At 36.4% G+C, this 24,551-nt stretch carries 25 protein-coding genes; 16 read left to right on the plus strand and 9 right to left on the minus strand.

The annotated features are described in order from the left end of the window. The first annotated feature begins 295 nt into the window (after window positions 1-295). The 5 genes from rsgA to nadD all read left to right on the plus strand — a co-directional run bounded on the left by rsgA (window position 296) and on the right by nadD (window position 3,895). A complete protein-coding gene (rsgA, locus tag EMTOL_RS06645; protein WP_015028505.1) occupies window positions 296-1,204 on the plus strand; it encodes a ribosome small subunit-dependent GTPase A in 909 nt (302 codons plus the stop codon). Between the two features lie 275 nt (window positions 1,205-1,479). Next, on the plus strand, window positions 1,480-2,109 hold the full coding sequence (locus EMTOL_RS06650) for a sigma-70 family RNA polymerase sigma factor (RefSeq protein ID WP_015028506.1): 630 nt from the start codon (window positions 1,480-1,482) through the stop codon (window positions 2,107-2,109). A gap of 151 nt (window positions 2,110-2,260) precedes the next feature. Beyond that, entirely contained in the window at window positions 2,261-2,560 is a 300-nt protein-coding gene (locus EMTOL_RS06655; protein ID WP_015028507.1) for a hypothetical protein, read from the plus strand. Between the two features lie 163 nt (window positions 2,561-2,723). Continuing rightward, complete coding sequence (gmk, locus tag EMTOL_RS06660) at window positions 2,724-3,326, plus strand: guanylate kinase (RefSeq protein ID WP_015028508.1); 603 nt, start codon at window positions 2,724-2,726, stop codon at window positions 3,324-3,326. Continuing rightward, window positions 3,323-3,895, plus strand: a complete 573-nt coding sequence (gene nadD / locus EMTOL_RS06665) for a nicotinate (nicotinamide) nucleotide adenylyltransferase (RefSeq protein WP_015028509.1) — start codon at window positions 3,323-3,325, stop codon at window positions 3,893-3,895. The genes gmk and nadD overlap by 4 nt, the downstream gene beginning before the upstream one ends. 61 nt (window positions 3,896-3,956) lie before the next feature. On the opposite strand, the gene EMTOL_RS06670 is transcribed toward nadD, so the two are convergent. The 4 genes from EMTOL_RS06670 to EMTOL_RS06685 all read right to left on the minus strand — a co-directional run bounded on the left by EMTOL_RS06670 (window position 3,957) and on the right by EMTOL_RS06685 (window position 7,533). Beyond that, window positions 3,957-4,859, minus strand: a complete 903-nt coding sequence (locus tag EMTOL_RS06670) for an SDR family oxidoreductase (RefSeq protein WP_015028510.1) — start codon at window positions 4,857-4,859, stop codon at window positions 3,957-3,959. A gap of 44 nt (window positions 4,860-4,903) precedes the next feature. Then, window positions 4,904-5,602: a peptidylprolyl isomerase gene (locus EMTOL_RS06675; protein WP_015028511.1), complete on the minus strand. Its 699-nt coding sequence runs from the start codon at window positions 5,600-5,602 to the stop codon at window positions 4,904-4,906. Between the two features lie 86 nt (window positions 5,603-5,688). Continuing rightward, a complete protein-coding gene (idi, locus tag EMTOL_RS06680) occupies window positions 5,689-6,222 on the minus strand; it encodes an isopentenyl-diphosphate Delta-isomerase (RefSeq protein ID WP_015028512.1) in 534 nt (177 codons plus the stop codon). Window positions 6,223-6,300: 78 nt separating this feature from the next. Then, window positions 6,301-7,533 (minus strand): TlpA disulfide reductase family protein, encoded by a 1,233-nt coding sequence (locus EMTOL_RS06685; RefSeq protein WP_041693441.1) that lies wholly within the window; start codon window positions 7,531-7,533, stop codon window positions 6,301-6,303. A gap of 103 nt (window positions 7,534-7,636) precedes the next feature. Between EMTOL_RS06685 and rsmH the strand changes: the two genes are divergently transcribed. The 4 genes from rsmH (at window position 7,637) to EMTOL_RS06705 (ending at window position 12,669) form a co-directional block, all read left to right on the plus strand. Next, window positions 7,637-8,545 (plus strand): 16S rRNA (cytosine(1402)-N(4))-methyltransferase RsmH, encoded by a 909-nt coding sequence (gene rsmH / locus EMTOL_RS06690; RefSeq protein ID WP_015028514.1) that lies wholly within the window; start codon window positions 7,637-7,639, stop codon window positions 8,543-8,545. Between the two features lie 114 nt (window positions 8,546-8,659). Then, window positions 8,660-9,058, plus strand: coding sequence for an FtsL-like putative cell division protein (locus EMTOL_RS21720; RefSeq protein WP_156511097.1), 399 nt, complete (start codon window positions 8,660-8,662; stop codon window positions 9,056-9,058). 122 nt (window positions 9,059-9,180) lie between these two features. Further along, complete coding sequence (locus EMTOL_RS06700; protein WP_015028516.1) at window positions 9,181-11,283, plus strand: penicillin-binding transpeptidase domain-containing protein; 2,103 nt, start codon at window positions 9,181-9,183, stop codon at window positions 11,281-11,283. Between the two features lie 45 nt (window positions 11,284-11,328). Further along, window positions 11,329-12,669 carry an MptA/MptB family glycosyltransferase gene (locus tag EMTOL_RS06705; RefSeq protein WP_015028517.1) on the plus strand — a complete coding sequence of 447 codons (1,341 nt, stop codon included), beginning with the start codon at window positions 11,329-11,331 and terminating at the stop codon, window positions 12,667-12,669. Here the strand turns inward: EMTOL_RS06705 and EMTOL_RS06710 are convergent. Further along, window positions 12,638-13,618: a YpdA family putative bacillithiol disulfide reductase gene (locus EMTOL_RS06710; protein WP_015028518.1), complete on the minus strand. Its 981-nt coding sequence runs from the start codon at window positions 13,616-13,618 to the stop codon at window positions 12,638-12,640. The two genes, EMTOL_RS06705 and EMTOL_RS06710, sit on opposite strands and share 32 nt — an antisense overlap. Before the next feature lie 156 nt (window positions 13,619-13,774). On the opposite strand from EMTOL_RS06710, the gene EMTOL_RS06715 reads away from it, so the two are divergent. The 5 genes from EMTOL_RS06715 to EMTOL_RS06735 all read left to right on the plus strand — a co-directional run bounded on the left by EMTOL_RS06715 (window position 13,775) and on the right by EMTOL_RS06735 (window position 17,936). Continuing rightward, window positions 13,775-14,818, plus strand: a complete 1,044-nt coding sequence (locus EMTOL_RS06715; protein WP_041693442.1) for a hypothetical protein — start codon at window positions 13,775-13,777, stop codon at window positions 14,816-14,818. Between the two features lie 148 nt (window positions 14,819-14,966). After that, the gene (gene rseP / locus EMTOL_RS06720) at window positions 14,967-16,301 is read left to right on the plus strand and encodes an RIP metalloprotease RseP (protein ID WP_041693443.1); all 1,335 of its coding nucleotides are present in this window, start codon (window positions 14,967-14,969) and stop codon (window positions 16,299-16,301) included. A gap of 3 nt (window positions 16,302-16,304) precedes the next feature. Then, on the plus strand, window positions 16,305-16,847 hold the full coding sequence (locus tag EMTOL_RS06725; protein WP_015028521.1) for a DUF6702 family protein: 543 nt from the start codon (window positions 16,305-16,307) through the stop codon (window positions 16,845-16,847). 111 nt (window positions 16,848-16,958) lie between these two features. Then, complete coding sequence (locus EMTOL_RS06730; RefSeq protein WP_015028522.1) at window positions 16,959-17,429, plus strand: MarR family winged helix-turn-helix transcriptional regulator; 471 nt, start codon at window positions 16,959-16,961, stop codon at window positions 17,427-17,429. Between the two features lie 42 nt (window positions 17,430-17,471). Further along, window positions 17,472-17,936 carry a hypothetical protein gene (locus tag EMTOL_RS06735; RefSeq protein ID WP_015028523.1) on the plus strand — a complete coding sequence of 155 codons (465 nt, stop codon included), beginning with the start codon at window positions 17,472-17,474 and terminating at the stop codon, window positions 17,934-17,936. A gap of 42 nt (window positions 17,937-17,978) precedes the next feature. Here EMTOL_RS06735 and EMTOL_RS06740 read toward each other — a convergent pair whose 3' ends face one another. Continuing rightward, window positions 17,979-19,646, minus strand: a complete 1,668-nt coding sequence (locus tag EMTOL_RS06740) for a S41 family peptidase (RefSeq protein ID WP_015028524.1) — start codon at window positions 19,644-19,646, stop codon at window positions 17,979-17,981. A gap of 116 nt (window positions 19,647-19,762) precedes the next feature. Between EMTOL_RS06740 and EMTOL_RS06745 the strand changes: the two genes are divergently transcribed. Both EMTOL_RS06745 and EMTOL_RS06750 read left to right on the plus strand, forming a co-directional pair. Then, complete coding sequence (locus EMTOL_RS06745) at window positions 19,763-20,887, plus strand: Gfo/Idh/MocA family protein (protein ID WP_015028525.1); 1,125 nt, start codon at window positions 19,763-19,765, stop codon at window positions 20,885-20,887. 114 nt (window positions 20,888-21,001) lie between these two features. Continuing rightward, window positions 21,002-21,832 (plus strand): DUF2911 domain-containing protein, encoded by an 831-nt coding sequence (locus EMTOL_RS06750; protein WP_015028526.1) that lies wholly within the window; start codon window positions 21,002-21,004, stop codon window positions 21,830-21,832. Window positions 21,833-22,680: 848 nt separating this feature from the next. Here the strand turns inward: EMTOL_RS06750 and EMTOL_RS22375 are convergent. From EMTOL_RS22375 to EMTOL_RS06760, 3 genes are all read right to left on the minus strand, one after another. Beyond that, window positions 22,681-22,857, minus strand: a complete 177-nt coding sequence (locus EMTOL_RS22375) for a hypothetical protein (RefSeq protein WP_305953190.1) — start codon at window positions 22,855-22,857, stop codon at window positions 22,681-22,683. 11 nt (window positions 22,858-22,868) lie between these two features. Next, entirely contained in the window at window positions 22,869-23,111 is a 243-nt protein-coding gene (locus tag EMTOL_RS06755; protein ID WP_041693444.1) for a hypothetical protein, read from the minus strand. 168 nt (window positions 23,112-23,279) lie between these two features. Next, window positions 23,280-24,491 (minus strand): serine hydrolase domain-containing protein, encoded by a 1,212-nt coding sequence (locus tag EMTOL_RS06760; RefSeq protein WP_305953191.1) that lies wholly within the window; start codon window positions 24,489-24,491, stop codon window positions 23,280-23,282. Window positions 24,492-24,551: the final 60 nt, after the last annotated feature.

Genomic DNA, 24,551 nt, shown 5'->3' on the forward strand with positions numbered 1-24,551 from the left:
TAAATAACGGAAAATAGACGATATTTGTTGCAACAAACGCTTAAAAATAACTTAAAAATTTATTTTACGGTAAAATACCCTTTACGAAGGTGTTATACAAGTAAAACCTATTTAAAATACAGAAATTTTTGTGCCAAAATATTATCATTATTTGAAAAAATATTACTTTTCAAATAATTATTATTAAACGGTATATTTTTAACAAAATAATAATCCTTAAGACTATTTTAAGGTACACTCATTCGTTTCACTTTATAATTATTATCAAACTTTGAGCCAAAACATTGGATTAGTCATGCGTTCTACGGGGTCGTGGTATGAAGTTCGTACCGCTACTGGTGCTATGCTGCAATGTCGTCTAAAAGGGAAATTCAAAATTAAAGGTCTAAAAGTTACCAATCCGATTGCGGTAGGCGATAAAGTGGTATTCGAAATTGAAGACGAAAATCGTAATACGGGTATTATCAACGATATTCTCCCACGTGAAAATTATATCATCCGTCAGTCAGTACACAAAACTGCTCACGGGCACCTTTTAGCTACCAATCTCGACCAAGCTGTATTAATTGCCACGCTCAATTTCCCTCGTACCTCTTTGGGGTTTATCGACCGTTTTTTGGTGGCCGCTGAGTCGTTTCGTATTCCTACTGTATTGGTTTTCAATAAATTAGATTTACTCAACGAAGAACAAATAGCCTATCAACAAGAATTAGCTGACCTTTACGAAAGCCTCAATTATAAATGTATTTTTACCTCTGCGGTGGATGGAATTGGCGTTGATGAATTCTATGAAGTCCTTAAAGATAAAGTTTCCTTGCTTTCGGGGCACTCAGGAGTTGGAAAATCAACTTTAGTTAATGCCATTGCCCCTAATCTCGACCTTCGTACCTCAGAGGTTTCAACTTTTGCCAATAAAGGCGTACATACCACCACTTTTGCCGAAATGTTTGAGCTAAGCCACGGAACATTTATCATAGATTCGCCCGGAATTAAAGAATTAGGCTTAGCTGATATGGAGAAAGATGAAATTTGTCACTATTTCCCAGAAATGCTAGAAATTTTAGACGAATGTCGATTCAATAACTGCAAACACATTGATGAACCCAATTGTGCAGTAAAAGAAGCAGTAATGGATGGCCGAATTGCAGAAAGTAGATATTTTAGCTATCTTAGCATGATGGATGGGGGCGACAACAGAAAATAAGTACCACCGACTTTCTTTTCCCTTTTATCCTTAAAATTGGTTGCTTTAAACAAATATCTTTCTCGAAAAGATTTATTATTATTTCTTTCGTTTTTACAAATACTCTAAAGCCTTATTTAGCGTTAGTGGCACTGAAGTTTACTGCCACATTGTTCCAATATCATTTTTGAAAAGATTTTCATCGAATCTTTAGAAATCAATCTTGGTATTCTTATAAATCATTTTAATCTTAGTATAAAAGTAGTAATTTTGCCCGACTATAATTATAAAGGTCTATGGAAGAAGAAGACATCGTAGAAGTAGAAGTCCGGTATTCTGAAAAAGAAAAATACGCAGTTTTTGATAAAGAGTTTATGCCACACATAGACTCCATGTACAACTTTGCCTTTCGCCTAACAAACGATGAAGATGATGCCCACGATTTAGTGCAAGATACTTATTTAAAGGCATTTAGGTTTATAAACTCATTCGAAAGAGGAACTAATGCCAAAGCATGGTTGTTCAGGATTCTGAAAAATAGCTTTATCAACGATTATCGTAAGAAAAGCAAAGAACCTTCAAAGGTAGATTACCAAGACGTTGAGACAACCTATAATTCGACAGAAGATGCCGAAATGGATGCCACAACCGACTTGCGTACTGAAACCGTACAGGATATGATTGGCGATGAAGTAGCCAATGCTTTAAATAGCCTACCTGTTGATTTCAGAACGGTAATTATTCTATGCGATATTGAAGGTTTTACTTACGAAGAAATGGCCAAGATTCTTGACATTCCTATCGGAACTGTGCGTTCAAGACTTCACCGTGCTAGAAATCTCTTGAAAGAAAAACTCAAAACTTATGCCAACTCAATGGGTTATCAAACCGATGGAGCCGAAAGTGAGGAAGAAGAAGACTTTTGATAAAAAAAACACAAAATGAACAAATTTTAAAACTTTACTGTTACCCTTTTGTTCAAATACGTCAATTTCACCATTACTGACAAATTCAAACTCTAAAGCAATTAGAGCACGAACACTAAAATAAAACTGTTCCTATAATTAAATAAATTCAATGAAGTATCAGTGTGACAATCATCAGAAGTGCATGAAGATGATACAGGCCGTTCTTGACGGTTCTGCATCTGCTGAGGAAATCGAACACTTCAAGCAAAACATGGATGTGTGTATGCCGTGTATCGAGACCTATAAACTCGAAAAATGCATGAAGGAAGCCATGCAAGAAAAAGTTGAAAAGAAATGCTGTCCAGAGAAGTTAGTTCTTGATATTAAAGCAAAAATCGGACTGTCACTTTTAGTTTTAGGATTTATAGCAGTTGAAGTAAAATTATATTCAATATTTTTTAGTTGTTAATTCACTTGATAGTAAGCCTTTTACTATCGGTTTTTTCTAAAAAAATTAAATAGTATATTTGCAAAAATATTCGGCCGTCAAATTTAGAATTTGATGGCTTTTTTAATAATTATAAAATCAGTTGTGGCTTTATTTAAGTCGTTGGCCATTAACTAATCTTCTCATGAAAGGTAAAGCAATTATATTTTGTGCCCCATCGGGCTCGGGTAAAACTACCATTGTTAAGCATCTACTTGACAAATACACAAATCTCGGTTTTTCAATTTCAGCATGTACTCGCGATAAACGCGGGCGTAATGAAGAAAACGGCAAAGATTATTATTTCCTTAGTATTCATGATTTTAAAGAAAGAATTGATAGAGATGAATTTGTAGAATGGCAAGAAGTATACCCAGGAGCTTATTATGGTACACTAAAAACTGAAATCGAACGCCTGTGGGATGAAGGCAAAAATGTAATTTTTGATGTGGATGTAAAGGGCGGAATGAATCTGAAAAGATACTTCGGCGACAACGCTTTGGCAATTTACGTAAAAGTGCCTTCGATGGAAGAATTGGAAAGAAGATTACGCAGCCGTGGCACTGACGATGAAGATAGCATTTCTAGAAGAATCTATAAAATGAAGTTCGAGATGGAGTTTCAAGATAAATTCGATGTCATTTTGCACAATGATGATATCCAACATTCTTGGCAAAAAGCCGAAGAACTCTACGAGCAATTTACTAAAAATGAGTTAGTGATTACAAAAAAACCGTTGGAAGTGTGAAAATAGGTTTGTTCTTTGGTTCGTTTAATCCGATTCACGTGGGGCATTTGATTATTGCCAACACTATGGCCAATTGCACCGATTTGGAGCAAGTTTGGTTTGTGGTTTCTCCACAAAATCCGTTCAAGAAAAACAAAAGTTTATTGCATGAGTTTGACCGACTCACGATGGTAGAAAAGGCAATAGCCGATAATTTTAAGCTAAAGGCCAGCGATATTGAGTTTTCGATGCCTAAACCAAGCTACACGATTGATACGCTCACGAAATTATCCGAACGCTACCCTCAACACGATTTTAAGTTGATTATGGGTGAAGATAATTTGGTACAATTTGAAAATTGGAAAAACTACGATAAAATTCTTGAATATTACGAACTATATGTATATCCTCGCCCAAATACGGCCGAACATAATTTCAAGAATCATCCAAAAGTAAAGTTTATTGAAGCTCCTTTACTCGATATTTCAGCAACATTTATTCGAAATTCTATCAAAGCAGGTAAACCAATACGTTATATGGTTTCTGATGAAGTAGATGAATATATTCGTTGGAAGAAGTTTTATTTATAAAATTTTGGGGCGAACATTCTGTTCGCATTAATACAATCAAACAGAAGATTCACCCCAAAAATTATTTACTAATCTGCCCCGCCAAAACCTCAATTCCTTCCATAAAACTTACTGGCTCATAACCCAGCACCTCACGAGATTTCGTTAAATCAAAACCCGTTCTTGGCGGTCGTTTAGCTGGTTGAGAAAAAGTAGTAGAGTCGGCTTGTGCAATCAATGATTTATTAAGTTTAAAATAATCAGCAGTCATGATTGCCATTTCGTAAGGTGTAAGAAAATCTTTCCCTGAAATATTAAAAATACCTTCGGCTTCTTTGGTAGCAATCAATGCACAACCTTTGGCCAAATCTTCAGCTAATGTTGGTGTACGCCATTGATCGGTAACGACCTTGATATTTTTACCTTCCTCAAGCGATTTTTTCACCCATAAAATAATATTCGTACGGCTCATATCATGTGCAATGCCATAAACCAATACCGTGCGGGCAATGGCCCACCGAATTTTACTATGAATGACCAATTTCTCGGCCGCATATTTACTCCAGCCATAAAAACTAATCGGATTTGCCTCGTCCTCTTCTTTATATGGCCCCGAGGTTCCATCAAAAATAAAATCGGTTGAAATATGGAGTAAAAAGCTGTCAGTTTTCGCACAAGCTTCTACTAAATACTCTACCGAACTCACATTTTGTGCCCAACACGCTGCTTTTTCGCTTTCACATTGGTCAACATTAGTCATAGCAGCAGTATGAATAATAACCTCAGGCTGAATGCTTTCTACAACACTCAATACTTGTTCACGATTTGTAATATCCATGGGGTGATATTCATATCCCTCATGAAATGGTAATCGATTTTCACCACGAGCAGTGGCTATGATTTGAACATCCTGATTATTTAAGAGAAGCTCAACAAGCTTTTGCCCTAAAAGTCCATTAGAACCAGTAATTAAAATTTTCTTCATTTTATATTTCAAAAATCACTTCGCTAATTGAGAGAAGTCGAAGGTTAATACTTATAGCCAAATTTTTTGGTAATCTTCTTTTTACGCATTTTTTTTACCTTTAAATCCATTTTGATGTCTTCTTTAGGACGGTCGGCTGAGTCTTTAGGCTGCTTTGCAATTTCATCAATTACATTCAAATTATCAATAACCTCGCCAAAAACTGTATAACCATTATCCAAATGAGGCGTTCCACCCAAAATCATGTAATCGGCACGTTGTTCGGTAGTATAATTCATGCCATTACGCTGGGCAATGGTGGTAATTTCTTCATCTGTACGTTTTTTTCCTTGCACAATATAAAATTGACAAGCACTCGATTTTTTTTCAGGATTATTATCACGAGCAGCGGCTAAAGCACCTTTTCGATGAATATGATTGGGTTTGAACTCAAAAGGAATACGTTCAAGATTTCCACCTCCATTACCCAAACGCTCGCCTGGTTTGGCATTTTTTGAGTTGGGGTCGCCACCTTGAATCATAAATCCATCAATGATTCGATGAAACAATAAACTATCGTAGAATTTTTGCTCAACTAACTTCACGAAATTAGCTTTATGCAGCGGTGTATCATCGAATAATACCATGTGCATAGTACCAAACTTAGTATTGAGCGTCACTAAATAATCTTTCTTAGATTTTTTTTGAGCGATAGCAAAAGTGCTGAAGAATAGTAGTATAAAAACAAAAAAGTGCTTTTTCATGCGAATAAAGGCGATGATAAAGCACAAAAATACAATAAATATTTTGATGAGGATTAGGCTACCCCGAAATTTGATTCTATGGTATTTTAGGCCAAAACTAAATTAGCCGTAACATAACTCATGAAAGCACTGCTTTTGAGAATTTCCTTAAACCAAAATGTATAGTTCTGAGGATTTTGTGATACATCGTCAAGAAGAGCATCAACCGAAACCCACTTATAATCAGCTACTTCTTCAGGGTTTACGATAAATGATTCATTGTAAGTACCTACAAAAACGTGGTCAACTTCGTGTTCAATCAAACCGTTTTCGAATACTGTACGATATTGAAATTTATACAAGAACTCAAGTGATGTATCAAAACCCATTTCTTCGCCTAAACGACGGTGTGCCGCCTCGCTGATTCCTTCATTAGCATTTGGGTGGCCACAACAAGTATTTGTCCATAAATCACCCGAATGATACTTGTGAGAAGTGCGTTGGTGAATCAGTAACTCATTATTATCGTTGAAAACCAATATCGAAAAGGCTCTATGGAGCCAACCCTTTTGGTGAACCAAAAGCTTTTCGCCCGTACCGATTTCCTCGTCGTGTTCGTTTACGATTATAATATTTGTCATAAAGCTTCTTCTCCTTTAGGAGTCTTTGTTTTCGAAATGCGTAATTATTTTAATAACCATCGAAAAATCAAAAATGTTTTACTCGGCTAATAATTTATCGACCAAACGGTTAAAATCACTCACAAAATCATCATAATATTTACCCGTTCCTGGTCCAGAAAAACCAGTATGAATCTCGCGTACTTGTCCTTTCTTATCTACGAAAATAGTTGTTGGAAAACCAATCACACGATTAAGCATTGGTAAAGTTGTTGAAGCATCGGCTTTATCATTTGTTCCTGCTAAAAGCACTTCATAATCAATACCAAAACGCTCTTTCAAACGCTTAATTTTAGGATAAGCAAAAGCTGGGTCTGTACTTTTTTCGTAGGCTAAACCTATGATTTCAACGCCTTTTTGCTTATTTTTTTGGTACCAAGGAGCCAAAAACTTACTTTCATCCATACAATTCGGGCACCAAGAACCCATGATTTGTACCACCACTACTTTGCCTTTGTAGCGGTCATCAGTCAAAGAAATTTTCTTACCTTGTTCATTAGCAAACGAAAACTGGATTGTTTGGTAGCCCTCTTTTAGATAAGTCAATGTTTTCTCATCGGGCAAAGTGGCATTATCATCTTTCACACCCTCCCAAGATTCGAAACTACTAAGACTTGACCAAAATTCGCCACCGGTAAGCTTTCCGCCCTCAACTTTAGCTTTAAACAAAAATAAATGTGTGCCATCAAAACACGAAAGTTTGAGGCTATCACCCATCAAGTTTCCTTGTAAATAACGATAATCGCCTGTTGAAGTCAAGAAAGTACCATTTACTTCATTACCTTTCGTAGAAAAAAGTCCAACCGAAACTGTTGAATCTTTCAAATCTTCGGAGCGAAACAAAACACTATATTTAGGTGCTAAAAGTGTTTCTGGTTTATCAGTTTTATCAGTAAATCGATAAGTTTTTCCATATTCAGCTACAAAATTGCCTTGCAAAAAACTAAAATCCGAACGCATTTTCTTCCAATAACCCACTAACTTTTCACCCTCTACTTTCGCTACAATTTCAGCATCAAACAATTCCATCGGGATATGCAGCGAATCATCTTTCACAAAAGATTTATCCATCTTTAGTTTTTCTTCACCATTCAAAATCGTTACTGAATAGCCATCAGATTCTTTTTGTAATTCAAAATTAAAAGGTAATTCACCACCTTTCGTCGGAATAACAGCTCGCCAAATACCAGATTTAGGCTCAGAAGAAGTTTTACAAGCGTTTAGAAAAAGAGAGACAAAGACAATAAATGGTAATTTGATAAATAATTTCATAAGGTTTCTTTGGTTCGATGAACGTTCGGAAGGGTGTTTACCCCTCAAGCGTTGATTTTTTTAGTACTTTTGCATTTCAACATTGTAAATATATAAAAAGTTTATGTCAGTTTATCACACGCCCGTTATGCTCAAAGAATGTTTAGAAGGTCTGAATATCAAACCCGATGGCATTTATGTTGATGTTACTTTTGGCGGCGGTGGACATTCACGGGCTATTTTAGAGAAACTTACTACTGGAAAACTCTACTCATTTGACCAAGATGCGGATGCAAAAGAGCAATCAAAACTTATAGAAAATAAGAATTTTACTTTTATTGAGGCGAATTTCCGAAACATCAAACAATATTTACGTTTGTATGGTGTAAGAAAAGTAGATGGTATTTTGGCCGACTTAGGTATTTCATCGCACCAAATTGATACTCCAGAACGCGGCTTTTCGACTCGTTATGATGCCGAATTGGATATGCGAATGAACCAAAATGCCGATTTTTCTGCCAAAAATATTGTTAATGAATATTCGGTGGATGAACTACATAAAATTTTAGGCATGTATGGCGAAATCAAGAATGCTCGCACTGCTGCCCAAACAATCTATACAGCACGCCTCAACCGCCCGATTAACACCATCAATGATTTGAAAAATGTAATGGGGAAATTAGCCCCCAAAGGCAAAGAAAATAAATATTTTGCCCAAGTTTTTCAAGCTCTTCGCATTGTTGTTAATGAAGAAATGGCTGTTCTTGAAGAATTTTTACTACAAACACCCGAAGTTTTAGCTCCAGAAGGTCGTTTGGTTGTGATGTCGTATCACTCATTGGAAGACCGCTTGGTTAAGAATTTTATCAGAAGTGGTAAGTTCAGCGGCGAAGTTGAGAAAGATATTTTTGGTAATGATAAGAAACCTTTAGAAGCAATTACCCGAAAAGCTATTGAGGCCACACCCGAAGAAGTAGAACAAAATCCAAGGGCCAGAAGTGCGAAATTAAGAATCGCAGAACCCTTAAAATAAATTTCGTTTAATTTTCGATTTTATTTCTGCCTAATTCATAAATTTGTCTTATCTATTGAGCTAAATGCTCATAAAATCGTGCTTTAAAAATAAAACTTATAATTCATGACTGGAATGGAAACGAATACTTTTCGGAGCCGTCCTGAACCTGCTACCGCGACTGCCCCTCCTTCAAAGCCAAAGCAGCCTCGCAAACCAGGTATCTTTGACAGCCTCAATTCTTGGCTAACCAATCGTTTAGAACTTGGTAGTGAACTACCTACCGAAACGCTCAAACGCATCATTTGGGTTGTTTTTTTGGGCATCATCTACATTTACGTACAACATAGTTATGAAAGTTTTATCAAAAAAATAGATAAAGCTCGCAATGACATGGAAGAAAAACGTGCAGCATACATCTCCCAAAAATCAAGATACATGTTTGCTAGTAAGCAGTCTGAAATAGCAAAAAAATTAAGCAATGATGGTCTTGAAGAAAACATTACTCCACCCACAAAAATTGTAGTGAAATAATATATAGAGTCCTAAGTGTAGGGATACCCGTCTGTACAATTCTGAATTTTGAGTTTTTACTTGGAATTACAAGAATACCCCTGTCAGAACTCTACACTCAGAACTCAGAACTCATTAAAATTATGGCTCCAAAACGCTCAATACGTGAAGAAATCCAGTGGCGTGCGAAAGTAACCTTTGGAATCGTTTTTATCATAGGCTCGTTAATTACTGCTCAAATATTTGTTATTCAGGTTTTTCAGAAGAAAAAGTGGGCGGACAAAATGGAGAAAGTACAAAGCAAGCCCATGAAAATAAGAGCTCAGCGAGGAAATATCTTCGCTGCTGATGGTCGTAGCTTATTAGCTACATCTGTACCCCGCTATCGTGTAGGAATTGATGTCACGAGAGCCAAACCTGCTTATTTCAAAGAAAAAATCGACAGTTTATGCCGAAAACTAGCCAATTTCTTTCAAGATCGCTCGGCCGAGGATTATAAACGCCTAATTAAAAATGCCCGCGAAGAAAAGAAACTGATTTTCGTGGCTCTTGGAAATCGTTTGGTTGATTACCAAGAACGTCAGCAAATAAAGACATTCCCATTTTTTAGAGAAGGCCCCATGAAAGGAGGTGGAAAGTTTGAACGACTTGAGCGAAGAGTAATGCCTTTTGACGACATGGCCTTGCGTTCTATCGGAAAACTCGACCGTGATACGCAAACGCGTGGTGACTTTGGTATTGAATTTAGCTTCAATAATTACTTAGCTGGCCGAGATGGCGTGGGCTTATTTCAGCGTCTCACGGGGGGTGTATGGAAACCTGTAGAAGATAGCCCAGAAGTACGCCCAGAAGCAGGCTTAGACGTAATCACTACTATTGATGTAAATTACCAAGATATTGTTGAAAGTGCCCTTCGCAATCAAGTTATTAATACCAATGCCAAATATGGTTCGGCAGTAGTGATGGAAATTGCCACGGGTGAAATTAAGGCCATTACCAATCTTTCGAGAAGAAATGGCTCTGATTCTACTAGTAAATTCTATACCGAAGATTTCAATTATGCCGTAAGGGGTGGAACTGACCCTGGTTCGACTTTCAAATTGGCTACTATGGTGGCTTTACTAGAAAAATCGAATCTTAGTCTGAATGAAGATGCTGGGTTTTGCGGCGGAAGTATTATGCACAATAAAACCGAAATGACATGTTCGGAAGAACACGGAAATCAGACCGTAAAACAAGTTTTTGAACATTCGTGCAATATCGGCATCTATAATCTGGTGAAAAAGCATTTTGGTTTCTCTAATGCCGATGAGTTTGTATCTTACCTGACTCGCTTTAAACTCGACCAACCCGTTGGTTTTCAGTTGAAAGGTGAAACCGAACCAATTATTAAAAATCGTAAAAGTTCTACTTTTAGTAATACCACTATTCCTTGGATGTCGATTGGCTATGAAACTCGACTTACGCCTTTACAAATGCTAACTTTCTACAATGCCATTGCCAATAATGGCCATTGGGTACAGCCACTCATTGTAAAAGAAATTCGTGAAGCCGACCGAGTCACCGAAAGATTTGAAGCCAACCAAGACCCAACGCCTATTTGTTCAGAGCGTACGGCCAAATTGGCTCAAGAAATGATGCGAGGTGTAGTGGAAAATGGTACTGCACAAAACATCAATACGGGCTTTTGCAAAGTAGCAGGAAAAACGGGAACTTCAAGAAAACGTGAGAATGGCTACGTAAAAAACCAATATTATACGGCTTTTATTGGATTTTTCCCAGCAGATAACCCTAAATATAGTTGTGCAGTAATTATTGATGAGCCTCAGGGTGCCAACCTCTATGCCCGTGATGTGGCCGCTCCAGTATTTCGCACGATTGCCGATAAAATATTTGCTTATGATGTAGCCTTGCATCCATCTAAAAATAAAGCATCTAATATTCAGAAAATCCAAACACAAGCACAAGCTGGTTACGCTGAAGATTTCCGCACAGTGAATGAAGAGTTGGGCATTCAGAATTCACCGAGTAGTGCAGGTTGGGTGAAAGCCTCGAAAAATGGAAGTTCAGTTGCGTGGCAAAGAGTAGAAGACCGAAAGGATTTACCAGATGTGAGTGGGATGTCACTCCGAGATGCCATCCATATTCTCGAAAACAAGGGCTTTAAAGTACGATACTCAGGGCTTGGCAAGGTTAGCGACTATGCCATTGTTCAACCTAAAGTTGTTTCTCTAGTTTTGAAATAAAGGTAAGACTTCGCTCAGAGCGAAGTCTTACCTAAAAATAATATGATGAAATATCCCATCCATTTACGAGATAGTTTACTGAAAATAGGCCTCATTACGCTTTTTTCATGCCTACTTATCAATCTCGGATATTTCACCCAACGCCAATCATTTGGGCAATTAATAGGCTTATATACAGGCCTTTTTGTTTTGTATTATTGTCTTATTTATACTTTCAAAAATGCTCGTGAGACGATCATCACGGGCATTTTTTTTCGAATATTACTACTTTTTGCCATACCCGCCTTATCCGATGATTTTTATCGTTTTGTTTGGGATGGTCGCTTGCTCAGTCATGGCTTAAACCCTTATACAACCTTACCCGCTGAATTTGTCCAATCTATTGATTTTAAGCCTATTATTGGCGACAAATCTATTTTCGACAAACTCAATTCACCTAATTATTATACCGTTTATCCTCCGCTCAATCAATTCATTTTTGGCATTTCAGCTTGGCTTTCGCCTAATAATTTATGGTTGAATGTTATATTCCTAAGAGTTTTTATTCTATCTGCCGAAGTAGGTATTCTTTTAATTATCGCCAAACTTTCTGCTAAAAAAATAAAGCTTTCATCAAATCCCAAAGTCATTGCACTCTATGCATTCAACCCACTCATTATTATTGAATTATGCGGCAATTTACATTTCGAGGGCGTTGTGATGTTTTTTGTAGTTTGGGCTTTTTATGTAGGTATTAAAGAGCGGTTTCAGCTCATTATTAGTGCTTTTTTATTTGCTTGTGCAGTCTGTGTAAAATTACTTCCTTTAATTTTTATTCCACTCATAATTAAGAAAATAGGCTTCAAAAAAGGCATTTGGTATGGTGCTTTAGTAGCCACTTTTTGTGGACTTTTCTTCTTACCATTTCTCGATAAAGCACTTATCGAAAAGCTGTTTTCGAGTGTAAATCTATATTTCCAAAAGTTTGAGTTTAATGCCAGTATTTATTACTTACTGCGTGAAGTTGGCTATTGGATTTGGGGCTATAATATCATCGGATTTCTAGGAAAAACGCTGGCATTTATCACATTTTCTAGCATCATACTTATTTCTTGGAAGGTTAAAGATATACATCAGGCAGCTCTATTTATCTTAACACTTTATTTTGCAATGGCTACAACCATACACCCTTGGTATGCAACCAATCTTTTGGTAATTGCCATTTTTACCAACTTTCGCTACCCAATACTTTGGTCATATACAGTGTTTTTTAGCTATGCGGCTTATCAGACAGACCTTTATCAAGAAAATCTTTATTTAGTTATACTTGAATATGTATTGGTTCTTGGAATGATGATTTATGAATTAAAACAAGTTAGAAACTTGTTCCACGACAAATCTTCGTAATAATCCTTTCGGCATGCACTCTCGAATTTTCGATAAACAAGCTATGCGTATTCATTCCTCCACAGATAACTCCAGCTAAATATACATTAGGTAAATTGGTTTCCATACTTGTTTCATCATACTGAGGCTTCATAATTTCATCGGCTGAAAGATTGATACCTACTTTCTTCAAAAAACCTAAATTAGGTTGATACCCTGTCATCGAAATTACCCAATCATTTTCTACACTTACCAAGCCTTCTGGCGTTTTTATAACGACTGTATCTTCTGTGATTTCGGCAATTTCTGAATTAAAATAGGCTTTAATCGAACCTTCTTTGATTCGGTTTTCTATGTCGGGCTTTGCCCAATATTTCACGCGTTCGCCTACTCCTTCGCCACGAATCACCATGGTAACTTCGGCACCTTTCCGCCAAGTTTCAAGTGCGGCATCAACCGCCGAATTATTCGCACCTACTACCAAAACCTTTTGGAAAGCATAAAAATGTGGGTCTTTATAATAGTGCGTTACTTTAGGCAAATGTTCGCCTTTTACTCCCAACATGTGCGGAATATCATAAAACCCCGAGGCAATAACCACGTGCTTACCTTCATAGTTGTGTTTCTTTGTTTTTATCTGATAGACTTCATCTGCTTTTACTACCTCTAAAACTTCTTCAAAAAGCTTTACATTGAGTTTTCTATGAATAGCCACTCTTCTGTAGTATTCAAGAGCTTCGCTGCGAGTTGGTTTGGCATTATTCGATACAAATGGCACATCGCCAATCTCAAGCCTTTCAGAAGTACTGAAGAAAGTCATGTTGGCAGGATAATTATATAGTGAATTTACTAAACATCCTTTTTCTAAAATCACATAACTTAAGCCCGCTTTTTGAGCTTCAATTCCACAAGCTAGGCCAATTGGCCCACCACCAATAATTACTACTTCGTATTTAGCAGAATCCATCATTAAAAATAAAATCTATAATCTCTTTGGTCTATTTTAAAACAACAAAGTTTTCATTAAAATTCGTTCTTTTTACTAAAACTATGCTAATTTTGAAGATAGTTTCGTTAATCGAAAACAATTAGCCCAATTAAGGTTTTGAATTTGTATCAACTATTTATGAGATTATTTTTTGTATTGGTTTTGAGTACCGTCGGATTGTGGGCATCAGCACAAGAAATAAATTACGTAAAAGCCTATCACCCAATCATAAACAAAGCCGAATTGGCCATTATTGATGGCAAATACAAAGATGCATTCGAAAATTATGAAAAAGCATTTGCAACTGTTCCGCGTGCTTTCATGAAAGACTATTTCAATGCGGCCGTTTGTGCAACCTACTTGGGCGATGCAACCAATACCTACAAATATTTGCTCGAAGTAGCCAACAAAGGCATAAGTCTTGATTTTATTAAAGATGAAGCTGCCTTTACAAGCATTCAGCAAGACCCTAATTGGAGAAACTTTGAGAAAAGCTTTTTGGCAAAAAAACGTGAGTTCGACCAGAAAATAAATCGAAGTTTACAAGATAAATTAGCTAAAATTGTTGAGCGAGACAAGTCATATCGCGTTCGTGATGCCCAAGCTTTTGCCGATAGTATCGTGAAAATAGACCGTCAAAATGCCACCGAGCTTGACTATATTTTTGATAAATATGGATTTCCAGGTGAAGACCAAATCGGCTGTGGAGAAGGTGGAATGCCAATCATTCAGTATCCATTCTACACTGTCATCCGCCGACAAACATCTGATAATCAAACCATTAATTTCTCAAATCATTTGCTCAATGCCGCCCAAGGTGGACGTATAACACCTCATTCCGCTTCGCATATCATGGCCACAATTAACGGCAATGATATATTTTTGGCTAGGCATGTATTTAAAATCATGAGCGACGAACCCGAAATGATACAAGGAAAAGCGTTTTCCGCTAAATTAAATAAGTGGGTTTTTCGACAAATAGATGCCGCAGATGAACAAAGAATCAATGAAATGCGTTTGCAAAATGGAATGGAGACATTGGCAGATTATAGAAAAAAGATAATTTTTTCGCTTAAAGATAACCGATTTTTGTTTCCGTATCGTTCGTATGTAGGAATTTGGTCAGTTAATAAGCCCAATATCGCTGCTGATTATTTAGAAGGTACAGCAATTTTGGAGTAAATTTTAGTAAAGTATCTATAGTTTTTTAATAATTTCATAAAAAAACAGGTTTTAATAAAGTCGAAGTTCGGATAATTGCTAAGAAAAAAATCAAGCTTTTTGTCTTAAAAATCGACTTTTCAGAATCAAAACAAATCAACGTCAACTAATGGCAATTTTAACAATGATTGGTCAGCTTTTGCTGGCATTAACTATTTTAGTCGGATTACACGAGTTTGGGCATTTTATTTTCGCCCGCATTTTCGGAATTAGAGTTAATAAATTTTACATATTCTTCGATTTCCTTTTTCCATTACCCAATGTGCTCAATTTTGCACTCTGGAAAAAGAAAAAAGGTGATACTGAATACGGCTTAGGTTGGTTTCCACTTGGTGGCTATGTAGATATTGCGGGTATGATTGATGAAACCAAAGATTCTTCGCAGCTTTCGGCTGTTCCTGAACCTTATGAATTTCGTTCGAAACCAGCTTGGCAACGTCTTTTTGTTATGCTTGGTGGTATTATTGTAAACATCATTTTAGGTATATTAATCTTCTGGGGTGTAAAATACTACTGGGGAGAAGAATATTATTCAAAAGCAGAAGTGAACAAATTAGGCTACTATGCTCACCCATTAGCCCAAGAAATTGGACTTAAAACAGGCGATAAAATCTTGAAAGTTAACGGTCAGGATTATGAAAGTTCAGGAGATGTTCGTGCGGCATTAATGCAAGAAAACACCAATTTCACGATTGAACGCAATGGTGAAATCAAAGAGATTCCTGTACCAAACGATTTGATTGACAAAGTAGCCAGCAAAATTCCATTCATGGAGCCAATTTATCCATTTAAAGTGGGCGAAATTGCTAAAGGAATGCCAGCCGAAGCTGCAGGGTTGAAAGCAGGTGATAAAATCTTGAAAATTGACACCATCACAACGGTTTGCTTCCAAGATTTTCAAGCAACTTTAAAGAAATTCGCTGGTAAAAAAGTAAACTTAAGCGTTGAAAGAGCAGGAAAAACATTACAAATTTCACCAGAAGTAACCAAAGAAGGTACGATTGGTTTTACTTCGGAATTTACATTAATATCTAGCAAACGCACACTGACATTTGGTGAATCATTTATTACAGGTGCGAAAGATGCCTTATCGGTTATTCCAAACCAAATCCAAGGTTTTGGCCGCATCTTTAAAGGACATATTTCAGCAGGAAATGCTGTAAGCGGCCCAGTTGGTTTAGCACAAATGTATGGCAAATCGTGGGACTGGGAAAGATTTTGGGGCTTAACTGGCTTATTATCAATGGGCTTAGCATTTATGAATGCTTTACCAATTCCAGCACTTGATGGTGGCCATGTTTTGGTTTTACTTTATGAAATGATTACACGCCGCAAACCATCAGAGAAATTTATGGAACGTACCCAACAAATTGGTACTTTCATCCTTCTCACTTTGATGATTCTTGTGTTGTTCAATGATACATTCAAGGCTTTGTTTAAGTAAGAAATGATTAAGATTTTAATTGCTTTTTTAGGGCTAACGATATTTAATCCAGCCACAATTTTTATTGATAGATCGGCTGACCACTCTATTAGTAGAAAAACTAAAATCGTTCATGCCTTTCATACTTCGTTGACAGAAATTCAATACAATCCTAAAGAAAAATCTTTGGAGATTAGTATTCGTATGTTTACCGATGATTTAGAGACTGCTCTTACGAAAGCCAATAATGGGCAAAAAGTAATGATTGGTGGAAAAAATGATAATAGTGATGCAATTTTGAGTAAATACGTTCAGCAACATTTTATGATTGTTACGCCCCAAAAACAAAAAAAGGCGATGTCGATTTTAGGTAAGGAAATGGAAGGTGATGCGACTTGGGTTTATGTAGAAATTCCGAATAGCCCTGATTTTAAGGGTAATATCATCTACAATAGCATAATGCAAGAGCTTTTCGATGACCAAACCAATATCGTAAACTTCATTCAACCTAGCGGTAAGAAGACTTACGTATTCAATGCTAAAATCAAAACCGCAGAAATTGACTAAAATCATAGTTTTTTAAGAAAATAGTTTTTGCTCAATAAAAAAACTTTAAAACAGTATGCCTGCATACTGTTTTTTTGTTACTTTTGTATAGATTCGAAGCAAAAAACACCAATGAAGAAGGAAAAAACAGTTGATTTTTACATAAAATGGGCTTGGCACTCTATTTCGCGTATGTATAATGCGTATGCTAACCCCAACGATATGACCATGGCAATTGGCTATGTGTTGCTCAATATCGACTCTGAAAAAGGTACTCCTGCTACAAAAATTGGACCTTCGATTGGAATGGAGCCACGAAGCCTTACTCGTATGCTCAAAACACTGGAAGAAAAAGGTTGGATTTACCGAGAAATAGACCCCGATGATAAGCGTTTTGTGAGAGTTTTCTTAACTGAAGAGGGAAGAAAAAAGCGTAGTTTTTCTCGTGAAGGCGTAATTATTTTCAATAAAATGATTCAAGAACAAATTCCTGCTGAAAAATTGTCGGTATTTTTCGAAGTCATTAAAGAAATCAATCGCTTGGTAGATGAACAAAATAGTAAAGCGAAAGAAGGGCTAATTTTAGAAAATGATATTATTTAATCGGCTTTCTTGTTAGTTTTGTATCATGATAACCCCTCTAGCATGCTGAAAAAACTACTATTAATTACTTTATTTGCTGCCACTGCCCATTTTTCTCAGGCCCAAACTTTTACATATTACCCATTCAACTCTGTATTTTCTGTAGCCTCAAACCCCGATAAACCATTCTGGGCTGATTTTCGCTTTCAGATGAACTCTTATTTTTCATCATTGAGCACCGAAGTTACCCCAATGTTTAACGTAAGCAAAGGCGAACGAGCTAAGTTTTATATAGGAGCCGGCGTAAAGGCAAACTTTTTGAATTATTTAAACCCCGATGCTTCGAAACAAAAGCCATTAGAAGGTTATAGTCTTAATTTTGGTGTTCGAACCTACCCTATTCAACAATTACCAGGGCTTCAAGTGGTTTTCGAACTTTCTCCTTATGCCAATAGCAACTTTGACTTAGGAGTATTTAGGGCAAATTTAGGCTTTGGATATAATTTATCTAAGAAACGCAAAAAATAACATAAACAAAAGGCGAGGATTTGAACCCTCGCCTTTATTATTTTAAATCTTTTTATCCTTTTCCAATTTTTCGGCTTTTACAAATTGCTTAATTGCAGTCTGGAAGAGCGGGTCTTGGCTATAAATAATTTGGTAATACTCATTATTTAATCCATTCTTCATATTTCGCTGCCAAACATGGCGAGCAATATTGGCCTTTATTTGCAACTTGATAAACTCTTTTGAGCGAGCATATTCAGAAGCATTGAATTTTACTTCGGCGTTTACTGCCATTTTCTTTACTTCTTCAAGCATGACATCACTAATAACAAAATCTTTCAAGAAAGCAGTAAATGCTTGCTTTTCTAGTGTTTTTCTATTGGTATTTGCATAATTAAGGGCATATTCACGCAGGATATTTTTACCATAAAGTTCGAGTAAATACTTGGTAATATGGCTGGTATCTCTCGGCACAAAAATATCGGGTGTTACACCGCCACCACCATACACAACTCTACCACCTTTGGTTTTAAATCGCATTTTAGGGTTATTTTTGATACTATCGGCTATAAAATATTCACCCGATTTTCCACGCTCATCGAGTTCGTGTTCATAATTTTCTAAATGCCCTTTTTCGTATGGTTTCTGAATGCTTCGTCCACTAGGAATATAATATCGAGAGATTGTAAGGCGAAGCTCCGAACCATCTGAAAGTTGAATAGGCTGTTGCACTAAACCTTTTCCGAATGTTCGTCGGCCAACAATCAAAGCACGGTCATAATCTTGTAATGAACCTGAAACGATTTCAGAGGCAGAGGCACTTCCTTCATCAACCATCACCACAATGGCTCCTTTCTCAAACATGCCATCATTACCAGCATAGGTTTTTCTATTATTCCGAGAATCCTTGCCATCTGTATAAACAATCACATCTTTTCCACCAACCAGTTCATCAACAATATCGGTTGCTCTATCCATATAACCACCTGGATTTCCTCTCAAATCAAGCAATAATTGTTTCATTCCTTGCTTTTTGAGGTCGGTCATATGTTGCTTAAATTCATCGTAAGTAGTTTCTGTAAAACGATTAATTTTAATATAAGCCGTTTTCTTATCCTCCATTAAATATGCTGCATCGACCGAATATTGTGGGATTTTATCTCTTACTACCGTAAATTTTAGTAAATCTTTAAATCCACGGCGTTTCACTTCGAGTTTTACTTCAGTACCTCGCTTCCCTCGCAGATTAGCAAAAATATTAGCACTACTAGCATCTTTTCCTGTCAATTTATTTCCATTTGCTTTAATGATAGCATCTCCACTTTGAATACCTACTGTTTCTGATGGCCCCCCTGTGAGTGGCGTAACGACATAAAGTGTGTCATTGAAAACATTAAATTCGATACCAATACCATCAAATCCACTTTCAAGCTGCGATCGAGCAATATCAGCTTCTTGGGGTGGGAAATAATACGTATGAGGGTCGAGTTTTTCGAGCATTTTCGTAATCGAATAATCAACCAGTGAATCAGTGTTTACACTATCTACATAACTTCGATTGATGTAAGTCAGAATCTCTTTGAATTTATTTGAACTACGAGAAATATCTCCACCTACCCTACGTCCACCAAAAAAAGTTGCTCCAATCAGAATGCCAACCACCAATGTTGTTGCAACGACAATTGGTGTACGAATTGTTGATTGACTATTTTGAATTTTCTTTTCTTCCACTTTTCTACTTTCGATTTTATAATTTAGTTTGTACTTTTAGAAACAGATTCTGATGTAAATAAATTACACAAAACTGCATAAATATTCTTAAAATTCACCCCTAATTTACTAAAGAAATGTCTGAAAATCAATCTCGACGCTCATTCCTCCAAAACCTTGGAATCGGACTCGGTACTAGTGCAGCTGCCTTTGCTATTCCATCAGTTATGGCCATTCCAGAAGCAGGTTCAAAAAAAGATGATAAAAAACTGGGTATTGCCCTCGTTGGTTTGGGGAGCTACGCCAAAAATCAATTAGCAGTTGCTTTAGAAAATGCTAAAAACTGTTATTTAGCTGCCATTGTTACTGGTTCTCCAGCCAAAGCAGAGGAATGGTCGAAAAAGTATAATTTGCCCAAAGAAAGCGTATACAACTACCAAAACTTTGATGAAATAGCCAAAAACAAAGCCGTTGATATTGTGTATGTGGTTTTACCAAACTCTTTGCACCCTGAATTTGTAATTCGAGCAGCCAAAGCGGGCAAACATGTAATGTGTGAAAAGCCAATGGCTAATTCTGTTGCTGAATGTGAGGCGATGATTAAAGCTTGTAAAGAGGCAGGCGTTCAGTTGGGCATTGGTTATCGTATGCATTTTGAGCCGCACACACAAGAAATCATGCGTATTGGTCAGAAAAAGGAAAAAGGTAATGTAAGATTCATCCAAACCAACTTTGGCTTTACCATTGGCGACCCAACCCAATGGCGACTCAAAAAAGCCATGGCTGGAGGTGGCCCATTGATGGATGTGGGTATTTATTGCGTGCAGGCCTCTCGCTATGTAACAGGAGAAGAACCCCTTTGGGTAACAGCACAATTTGGGCCAATTACCGATAAAGAACGCTTTAAGGATGTAGAAGAATGCGTTTCGTGGCAAATGGAATTTCCGGGTGGTACCATTGTTAATGGCTTTACTTCTTATAAATCAAATATCGAACAACTCTACGTTTCGGCCGACAAAGGTTGGGTGCAACTAAGCCCTGCTTACAGCTATGGTCCAATCAAAGGAAGCACAAATGATGGTTCTTTGAAACTACCAGTAGTCCACCATCAAACAGTAATGATGGAGGCTATTTGTAAAGAATTTATCGAAACTGGTAAATTTCCAAGCCATATTGATGGAGAAGAGGGTAAACGAGATATGAAAATTTTAATGGCTATCTATGAAGCTGCACAAACTGGAAAGAAAATAAGTTTGGTATAGTTTGCTATTTAAATTACATCCCCCTACCCCCTTCAAAGGGGGATTTTTTTAGTAGAAAAAAAACATTTTGCTGTTTTCGTCGTTATACGTATTCAAACACAATCTCAATTAAAAATGAAAAAAATCGTTTTACTATTCTCTCTTTTTGTATCAATGGGTGCAATGGCACAAGGTGTAAAAACACCAGCCCCAAGCCCAACTCAAACTATTAAACAAGATTTTGCACTTTCATCAATCGAAGTAAATTATTCTCGTCCGTTAGCTAAAGGCCGTAAAGTTTTCGGTGATTTAGTTCCTTTCGGAAAAATGTGGAGAACAGGAGCCAATGGTGCTACGAAAGTAACTTTTGGCGAAGACGTAAAAGTAGGTGGAGTAGCTGTGAAAGCTGGTTCGTATGCTCTTTACTCTATTCCAAACCAAAACGAATGGGAAATTATCTTAAATAAAGGTGTAAACAATGGTGGTTTGAGCGGTTATAAAACAGAAGAAGATGTTGCTCGTTTCAAAGTAAAATCTATGAGTTTACCGATGCACATCGAATCATTTACCATCATGATTGGTGATGTATTGCCTGCTTCTGCAAACATTCAAATCCTCTGGGAAAAAACTGCGGTAAGCATTCCAGTAGAAGCAGATATTGATACCAAAATCATGGCATCAATTGACAACGCCATGAATGTTGATAATCGCCCATATTTTGCTGCGGCAAGTTATTATTTTGATAATGGCAAAGACTTAAATAAGGCTTTAGCATGGGTAAACAAAGCTATCGAAGCACAACCAAGTGCCTACTGGATGGTTCACCTAAAAGCAAAAATCCAAGCAAAATCTGGTGACAAGGCTGGAGCAATTGCTACCGCAACAAAAGGTATTGAATTAGCTAAAGCTGGCAAAAACGATGACTACGTAGCTTTGAACGAAAAACTGATTGCTTCTTTGAAATAAGAAATCCCAAATTGTTTTACTATAGTAAAGCCCCTGCTCATTTATGAACAGGGGCTTTGTTTTTTAGATTTAGGTTTCTTCAAATCTAATCGGCAATTGCCCTGTAAACTTTTTAAGTTCTCGGTTGAAAGTTGCTTTAGAATTGAAGCCACCATCAAAAGCGATGGCCAGTAGGGTGTAATGCTTTTTTTCGGGAAGTTCTTTTTTTACTTCAAATCATGGCTCTAAATTTTCATCAATCTCAACTTTTATTGAAAATGTCTTTCCGATTTCTATTTCAACTTTACCACCAAAATTCTTCAATCGACGCTTTATCAAAATCTTTGATATCAAAATTTCGAGTTATAATTTTGCCCGTACCCCTCAAAGACCCTCTTTGAGCAAAGCACATATTGCAAATCATCCAAAAGAGTAATAATTAAAATTAGCTTTTTTTTTATCTATTCATTGTGAACTTGTTTAAGATTTTATTTTACTGGATATTTTTCGGACAAAACACACCACTATTCCTATAATATTCAGATTTAACCAATATATTGCCGTCGTTTCGTATCTAATAAGCAAAGTTTTAAAAGCTTCCAACCAAGCAAAAACCCTTTCTATGACATAACGATTTTCATATAAAAGTTCATCTAAATATTCGTTTCTGCTTTCAATAGCTCCATTTCTTTTATTGAAAGCTATATTTTAGCTTCAATATGATGCTTAGAACATATTTGCCTACACTCCTAACTATCAAATCGCAGAGGCGAACCGCCCAGCATCTGCATTTAGAAATAATCCTTCGGTTCTAATATTAGCTTGGTCAAGCCAATCTATCAATTGTGTTAATTGTTGCCTTATTTCTGCTAAACTTTATTTCCACATCTTTTCGCTCTGGTTTGAGAACCATCTAATTGAATACTTGATAAGTCTAAATGATTCTTATATTTCCCTAATAAACCAATCCACTTTCTTTTCCATGAACCATCATTACTCCATCTGTTGAAGTGACGATTCGCCGCGGCGATAAAATACTGATGCATAACTATATTTTTCAGTAAAATATTTCTCCAACCGCAATTCTCTCCATTGGAATAGGACAGCCGACGCTGCCCGTTTTCAAACGATGGAAAATAGATACAACAATAATTATACGTTTATCTTCAGTTAAATTTTTACCTCGTTTACCTTGGCTTAAATATGGAAGAATATAGGTTTTAATTCTATCTTTGTCTAAATTGCTCATTTGATTTGGATATTTTGCTTCGCAAAACAAAATTACCTCTTTCTTGAGCATCTATTTTTCCGCATAAATAATCTTAAACAAGTTCAATGATAAAAGTATAATGTATGAGCCACAAATATACTTTCAAAGTTTTGATGTCAGGATGAAGGATTTGTTAAATAAATATGCCACACCTTAATAAGAGATGTGGCACATTGGCTTTATTTGATAAAATCAGTTTTATTCATCTAAAATACTTTCTTCCATTGTTGAGCTACCACCGTGCATAACTTCAATGAGTTGTTTGATATTATACACCGTTCGATTATAGCGGTTACTCAACAGAATTATTACAAAATCTTCACGTGGGTCAAAAAACATAATCGTATTATAGCCTTTCCACCAACCAGTGTGATAAACATAGTCGGTTTGTTGTTTCGCATTCACCCAAAGTCTAAATCCGTAGCCATAATTTCTAAGTCCTGGAAACTCAAAACTGCGTGGCATTATCATTTCGCGGAAAGATTCCTTACTAATTAAAGTATTGTTTCTTAATGCTTTATACCAAAGAAGAAGGTCTCCCAAGGTCGAATAAACCCCCTTATCACCCGTAATATCATCATAATAATCTTTTGCTACTCTTCGACCATATTGATACCCAATCGTGCGATTAATATTTATAGAATCATTTTTCGTAGTAACCACAAAAGTATTTTTCATGCCCGAAGGTAAGAAGATACTTTCACGCATATAAGCCTCAAATGATTTGTTAGTTACTTTCTCAACCAATGCTGCTAAAATAGCAAAGTTAGTATTATTATAACCGAAATAATGGTCAGGGAGATTAAATCTACTAGGAGTAGGCTGTGCATTGGCAAACCAAGTCATGATTTCTTGATTTGTTGGATACACCTTTGACTGTCTGACAGTTTTATCGAAGGTATATTGATAAAACGGTAAACCCGAACGATGACAAAGCAAACTACGAATCGTAATGCCATCGTATGGGAAATTTGGGTAATAGTCTTTTACGGTAAAATCAAGTCCTAATTTACCTTGTTCAGCTAACTTCATAACAGCCACCGCTGTGAATGTTTTAGATAAAGAGGCTAATTGGAATTTCGATTGAAGATTATTTCTAAGAGTATCTTCAAAATTGGCAAAACCAAAGGCATTTTGATAAATAATTACTCCTTTTTGAGCAACTAAGATATTTCCGTTGAAACCTTCTTTTAGTTTTTGTTGAATAATTTGCTCAATTAGAGCTGCTTTTTTATCAGCATTAATTTCTTTTTTTATACGTGCTTCTTCTTTTTTCAGAGCTACACTATCAATAGGTTTAGTTTCGCTAGTTGAACCATTATTTTGACAGGCAATAAAGGAAAAAGAAATAAAAAAAAGTAAAATAAAAGGAAGGCTTTGGAAAGGAAAGCTTTTAAACGATTTCATCATAATTTCACACAAATCCGGAATCAAACAAACAAGTAATTAAGAGTGGCTGTAGAGCCGTAT

Source organism: Emticicia oligotrophica DSM 17448 (assembly GCF_000263195.1).
Lineage (GTDB): Bacteria > Bacteroidota > Bacteroidia > Cytophagales > Spirosomataceae > Emticicia > Emticicia oligotrophica.

What these genes read in the sequence shown, in the direction of transcription:
- rsgA (WP_015028505.1), top strand. Translation starts at nt 296, where the DNA reads ATGCGTTCTACGGGGTCGTGGTATGAAGTTCGTACCGCTACTGGTGCT.
- EMTOL_RS06650 (WP_015028506.1), top strand. Translation starts at nt 1,480, where the DNA reads ATGGAAGAAGAAGACATCGTAGAAGTAGAAGTCCGGTATTCTGAAAAA.
- EMTOL_RS06655 (WP_015028507.1), top strand. Translation starts at nt 2,261, where the DNA reads ATGAAGTATCAGTGTGACAATCATCAGAAGTGCATGAAGATGATACAG.
- gmk (WP_015028508.1), top strand. Translation starts at nt 2,724, where the DNA reads ATGAAAGGTAAAGCAATTATATTTTGTGCCCCATCGGGCTCGGGTAAA.
- EMTOL_RS06670 (WP_015028510.1), bottom strand. Translation starts at nt 4,859, where the DNA reads ATGAAGAAAATTTTAATTACTGGTTCTAATGGACTTTTAGGGCAAAAG.
- EMTOL_RS06675 (WP_015028511.1), bottom strand. Translation starts at nt 5,602, where the DNA reads ATGAAAAAGCACTTTTTTGTTTTTATACTACTATTCTTCAGCACTTTT.
- idi (WP_015028512.1), bottom strand. Translation starts at nt 6,222, where the DNA reads ATGACAAATATTATAATCGTAAACGAACACGACGAGGAAATCGGTACG.
- EMTOL_RS06685 (WP_041693441.1), bottom strand. Translation starts at nt 7,533, where the DNA reads ATGAAATTATTTATCAAATTACCATTTATTGTCTTTGTCTCTCTTTTT.
- rsmH (WP_015028514.1), top strand. Translation starts at nt 7,637, where the DNA reads ATGTCAGTTTATCACACGCCCGTTATGCTCAAAGAATGTTTAGAAGGT.
- EMTOL_RS21720 (WP_156511097.1), top strand. Translation starts at nt 8,660, where the DNA reads ATGGAAACGAATACTTTTCGGAGCCGTCCTGAACCTGCTACCGCGACT.
- EMTOL_RS06700 (WP_015028516.1), top strand. Translation starts at nt 9,181, where the DNA reads ATGGCTCCAAAACGCTCAATACGTGAAGAAATCCAGTGGCGTGCGAAA.
- EMTOL_RS06705 (WP_015028517.1), top strand. Translation starts at nt 11,329, where the DNA reads ATGAAATATCCCATCCATTTACGAGATAGTTTACTGAAAATAGGCCTC.
- EMTOL_RS06710 (WP_015028518.1), bottom strand. Translation starts at nt 13,618, where the DNA reads ATGATGGATTCTGCTAAATACGAAGTAGTAATTATTGGTGGTGGGCCA.
- EMTOL_RS06715 (WP_041693442.1), top strand. Translation starts at nt 13,775, where the DNA reads ATGAGATTATTTTTTGTATTGGTTTTGAGTACCGTCGGATTGTGGGCA.
- rseP (WP_041693443.1), top strand. Translation starts at nt 14,967, where the DNA reads ATGGCAATTTTAACAATGATTGGTCAGCTTTTGCTGGCATTAACTATT.
- EMTOL_RS06725 (WP_015028521.1), top strand. Translation starts at nt 16,305, where the DNA reads ATGATTAAGATTTTAATTGCTTTTTTAGGGCTAACGATATTTAATCCA.
- EMTOL_RS06730 (WP_015028522.1), top strand. Translation starts at nt 16,959, where the DNA reads ATGAAGAAGGAAAAAACAGTTGATTTTTACATAAAATGGGCTTGGCAC.
- EMTOL_RS06735 (WP_015028523.1), top strand. Translation starts at nt 17,472, where the DNA reads ATGCTGAAAAAACTACTATTAATTACTTTATTTGCTGCCACTGCCCAT.
- EMTOL_RS06745 (WP_015028525.1), top strand. Translation starts at nt 19,763, where the DNA reads ATGTCTGAAAATCAATCTCGACGCTCATTCCTCCAAAACCTTGGAATC.
- EMTOL_RS06750 (WP_015028526.1), top strand. Translation starts at nt 21,002, where the DNA reads ATGAAAAAAATCGTTTTACTATTCTCTCTTTTTGTATCAATGGGTGCA.
- EMTOL_RS22375 (WP_305953190.1), bottom strand. Translation starts at nt 22,857, where the DNA reads ATGCATCAGTATTTTATCGCCGCGGCGAATCGTCACTTCAACAGATGG.
- EMTOL_RS06755 (WP_041693444.1), bottom strand. Translation starts at nt 23,111, where the DNA reads ATGCTCAAGAAAGAGGTAATTTTGTTTTGCGAAGCAAAATATCCAAAT.
- EMTOL_RS06760 (WP_305953191.1), bottom strand. Translation starts at nt 24,491, where the DNA reads ATGATGAAATCGTTTAAAAGCTTTCCTTTCCAAAGCCTTCCTTTTATT.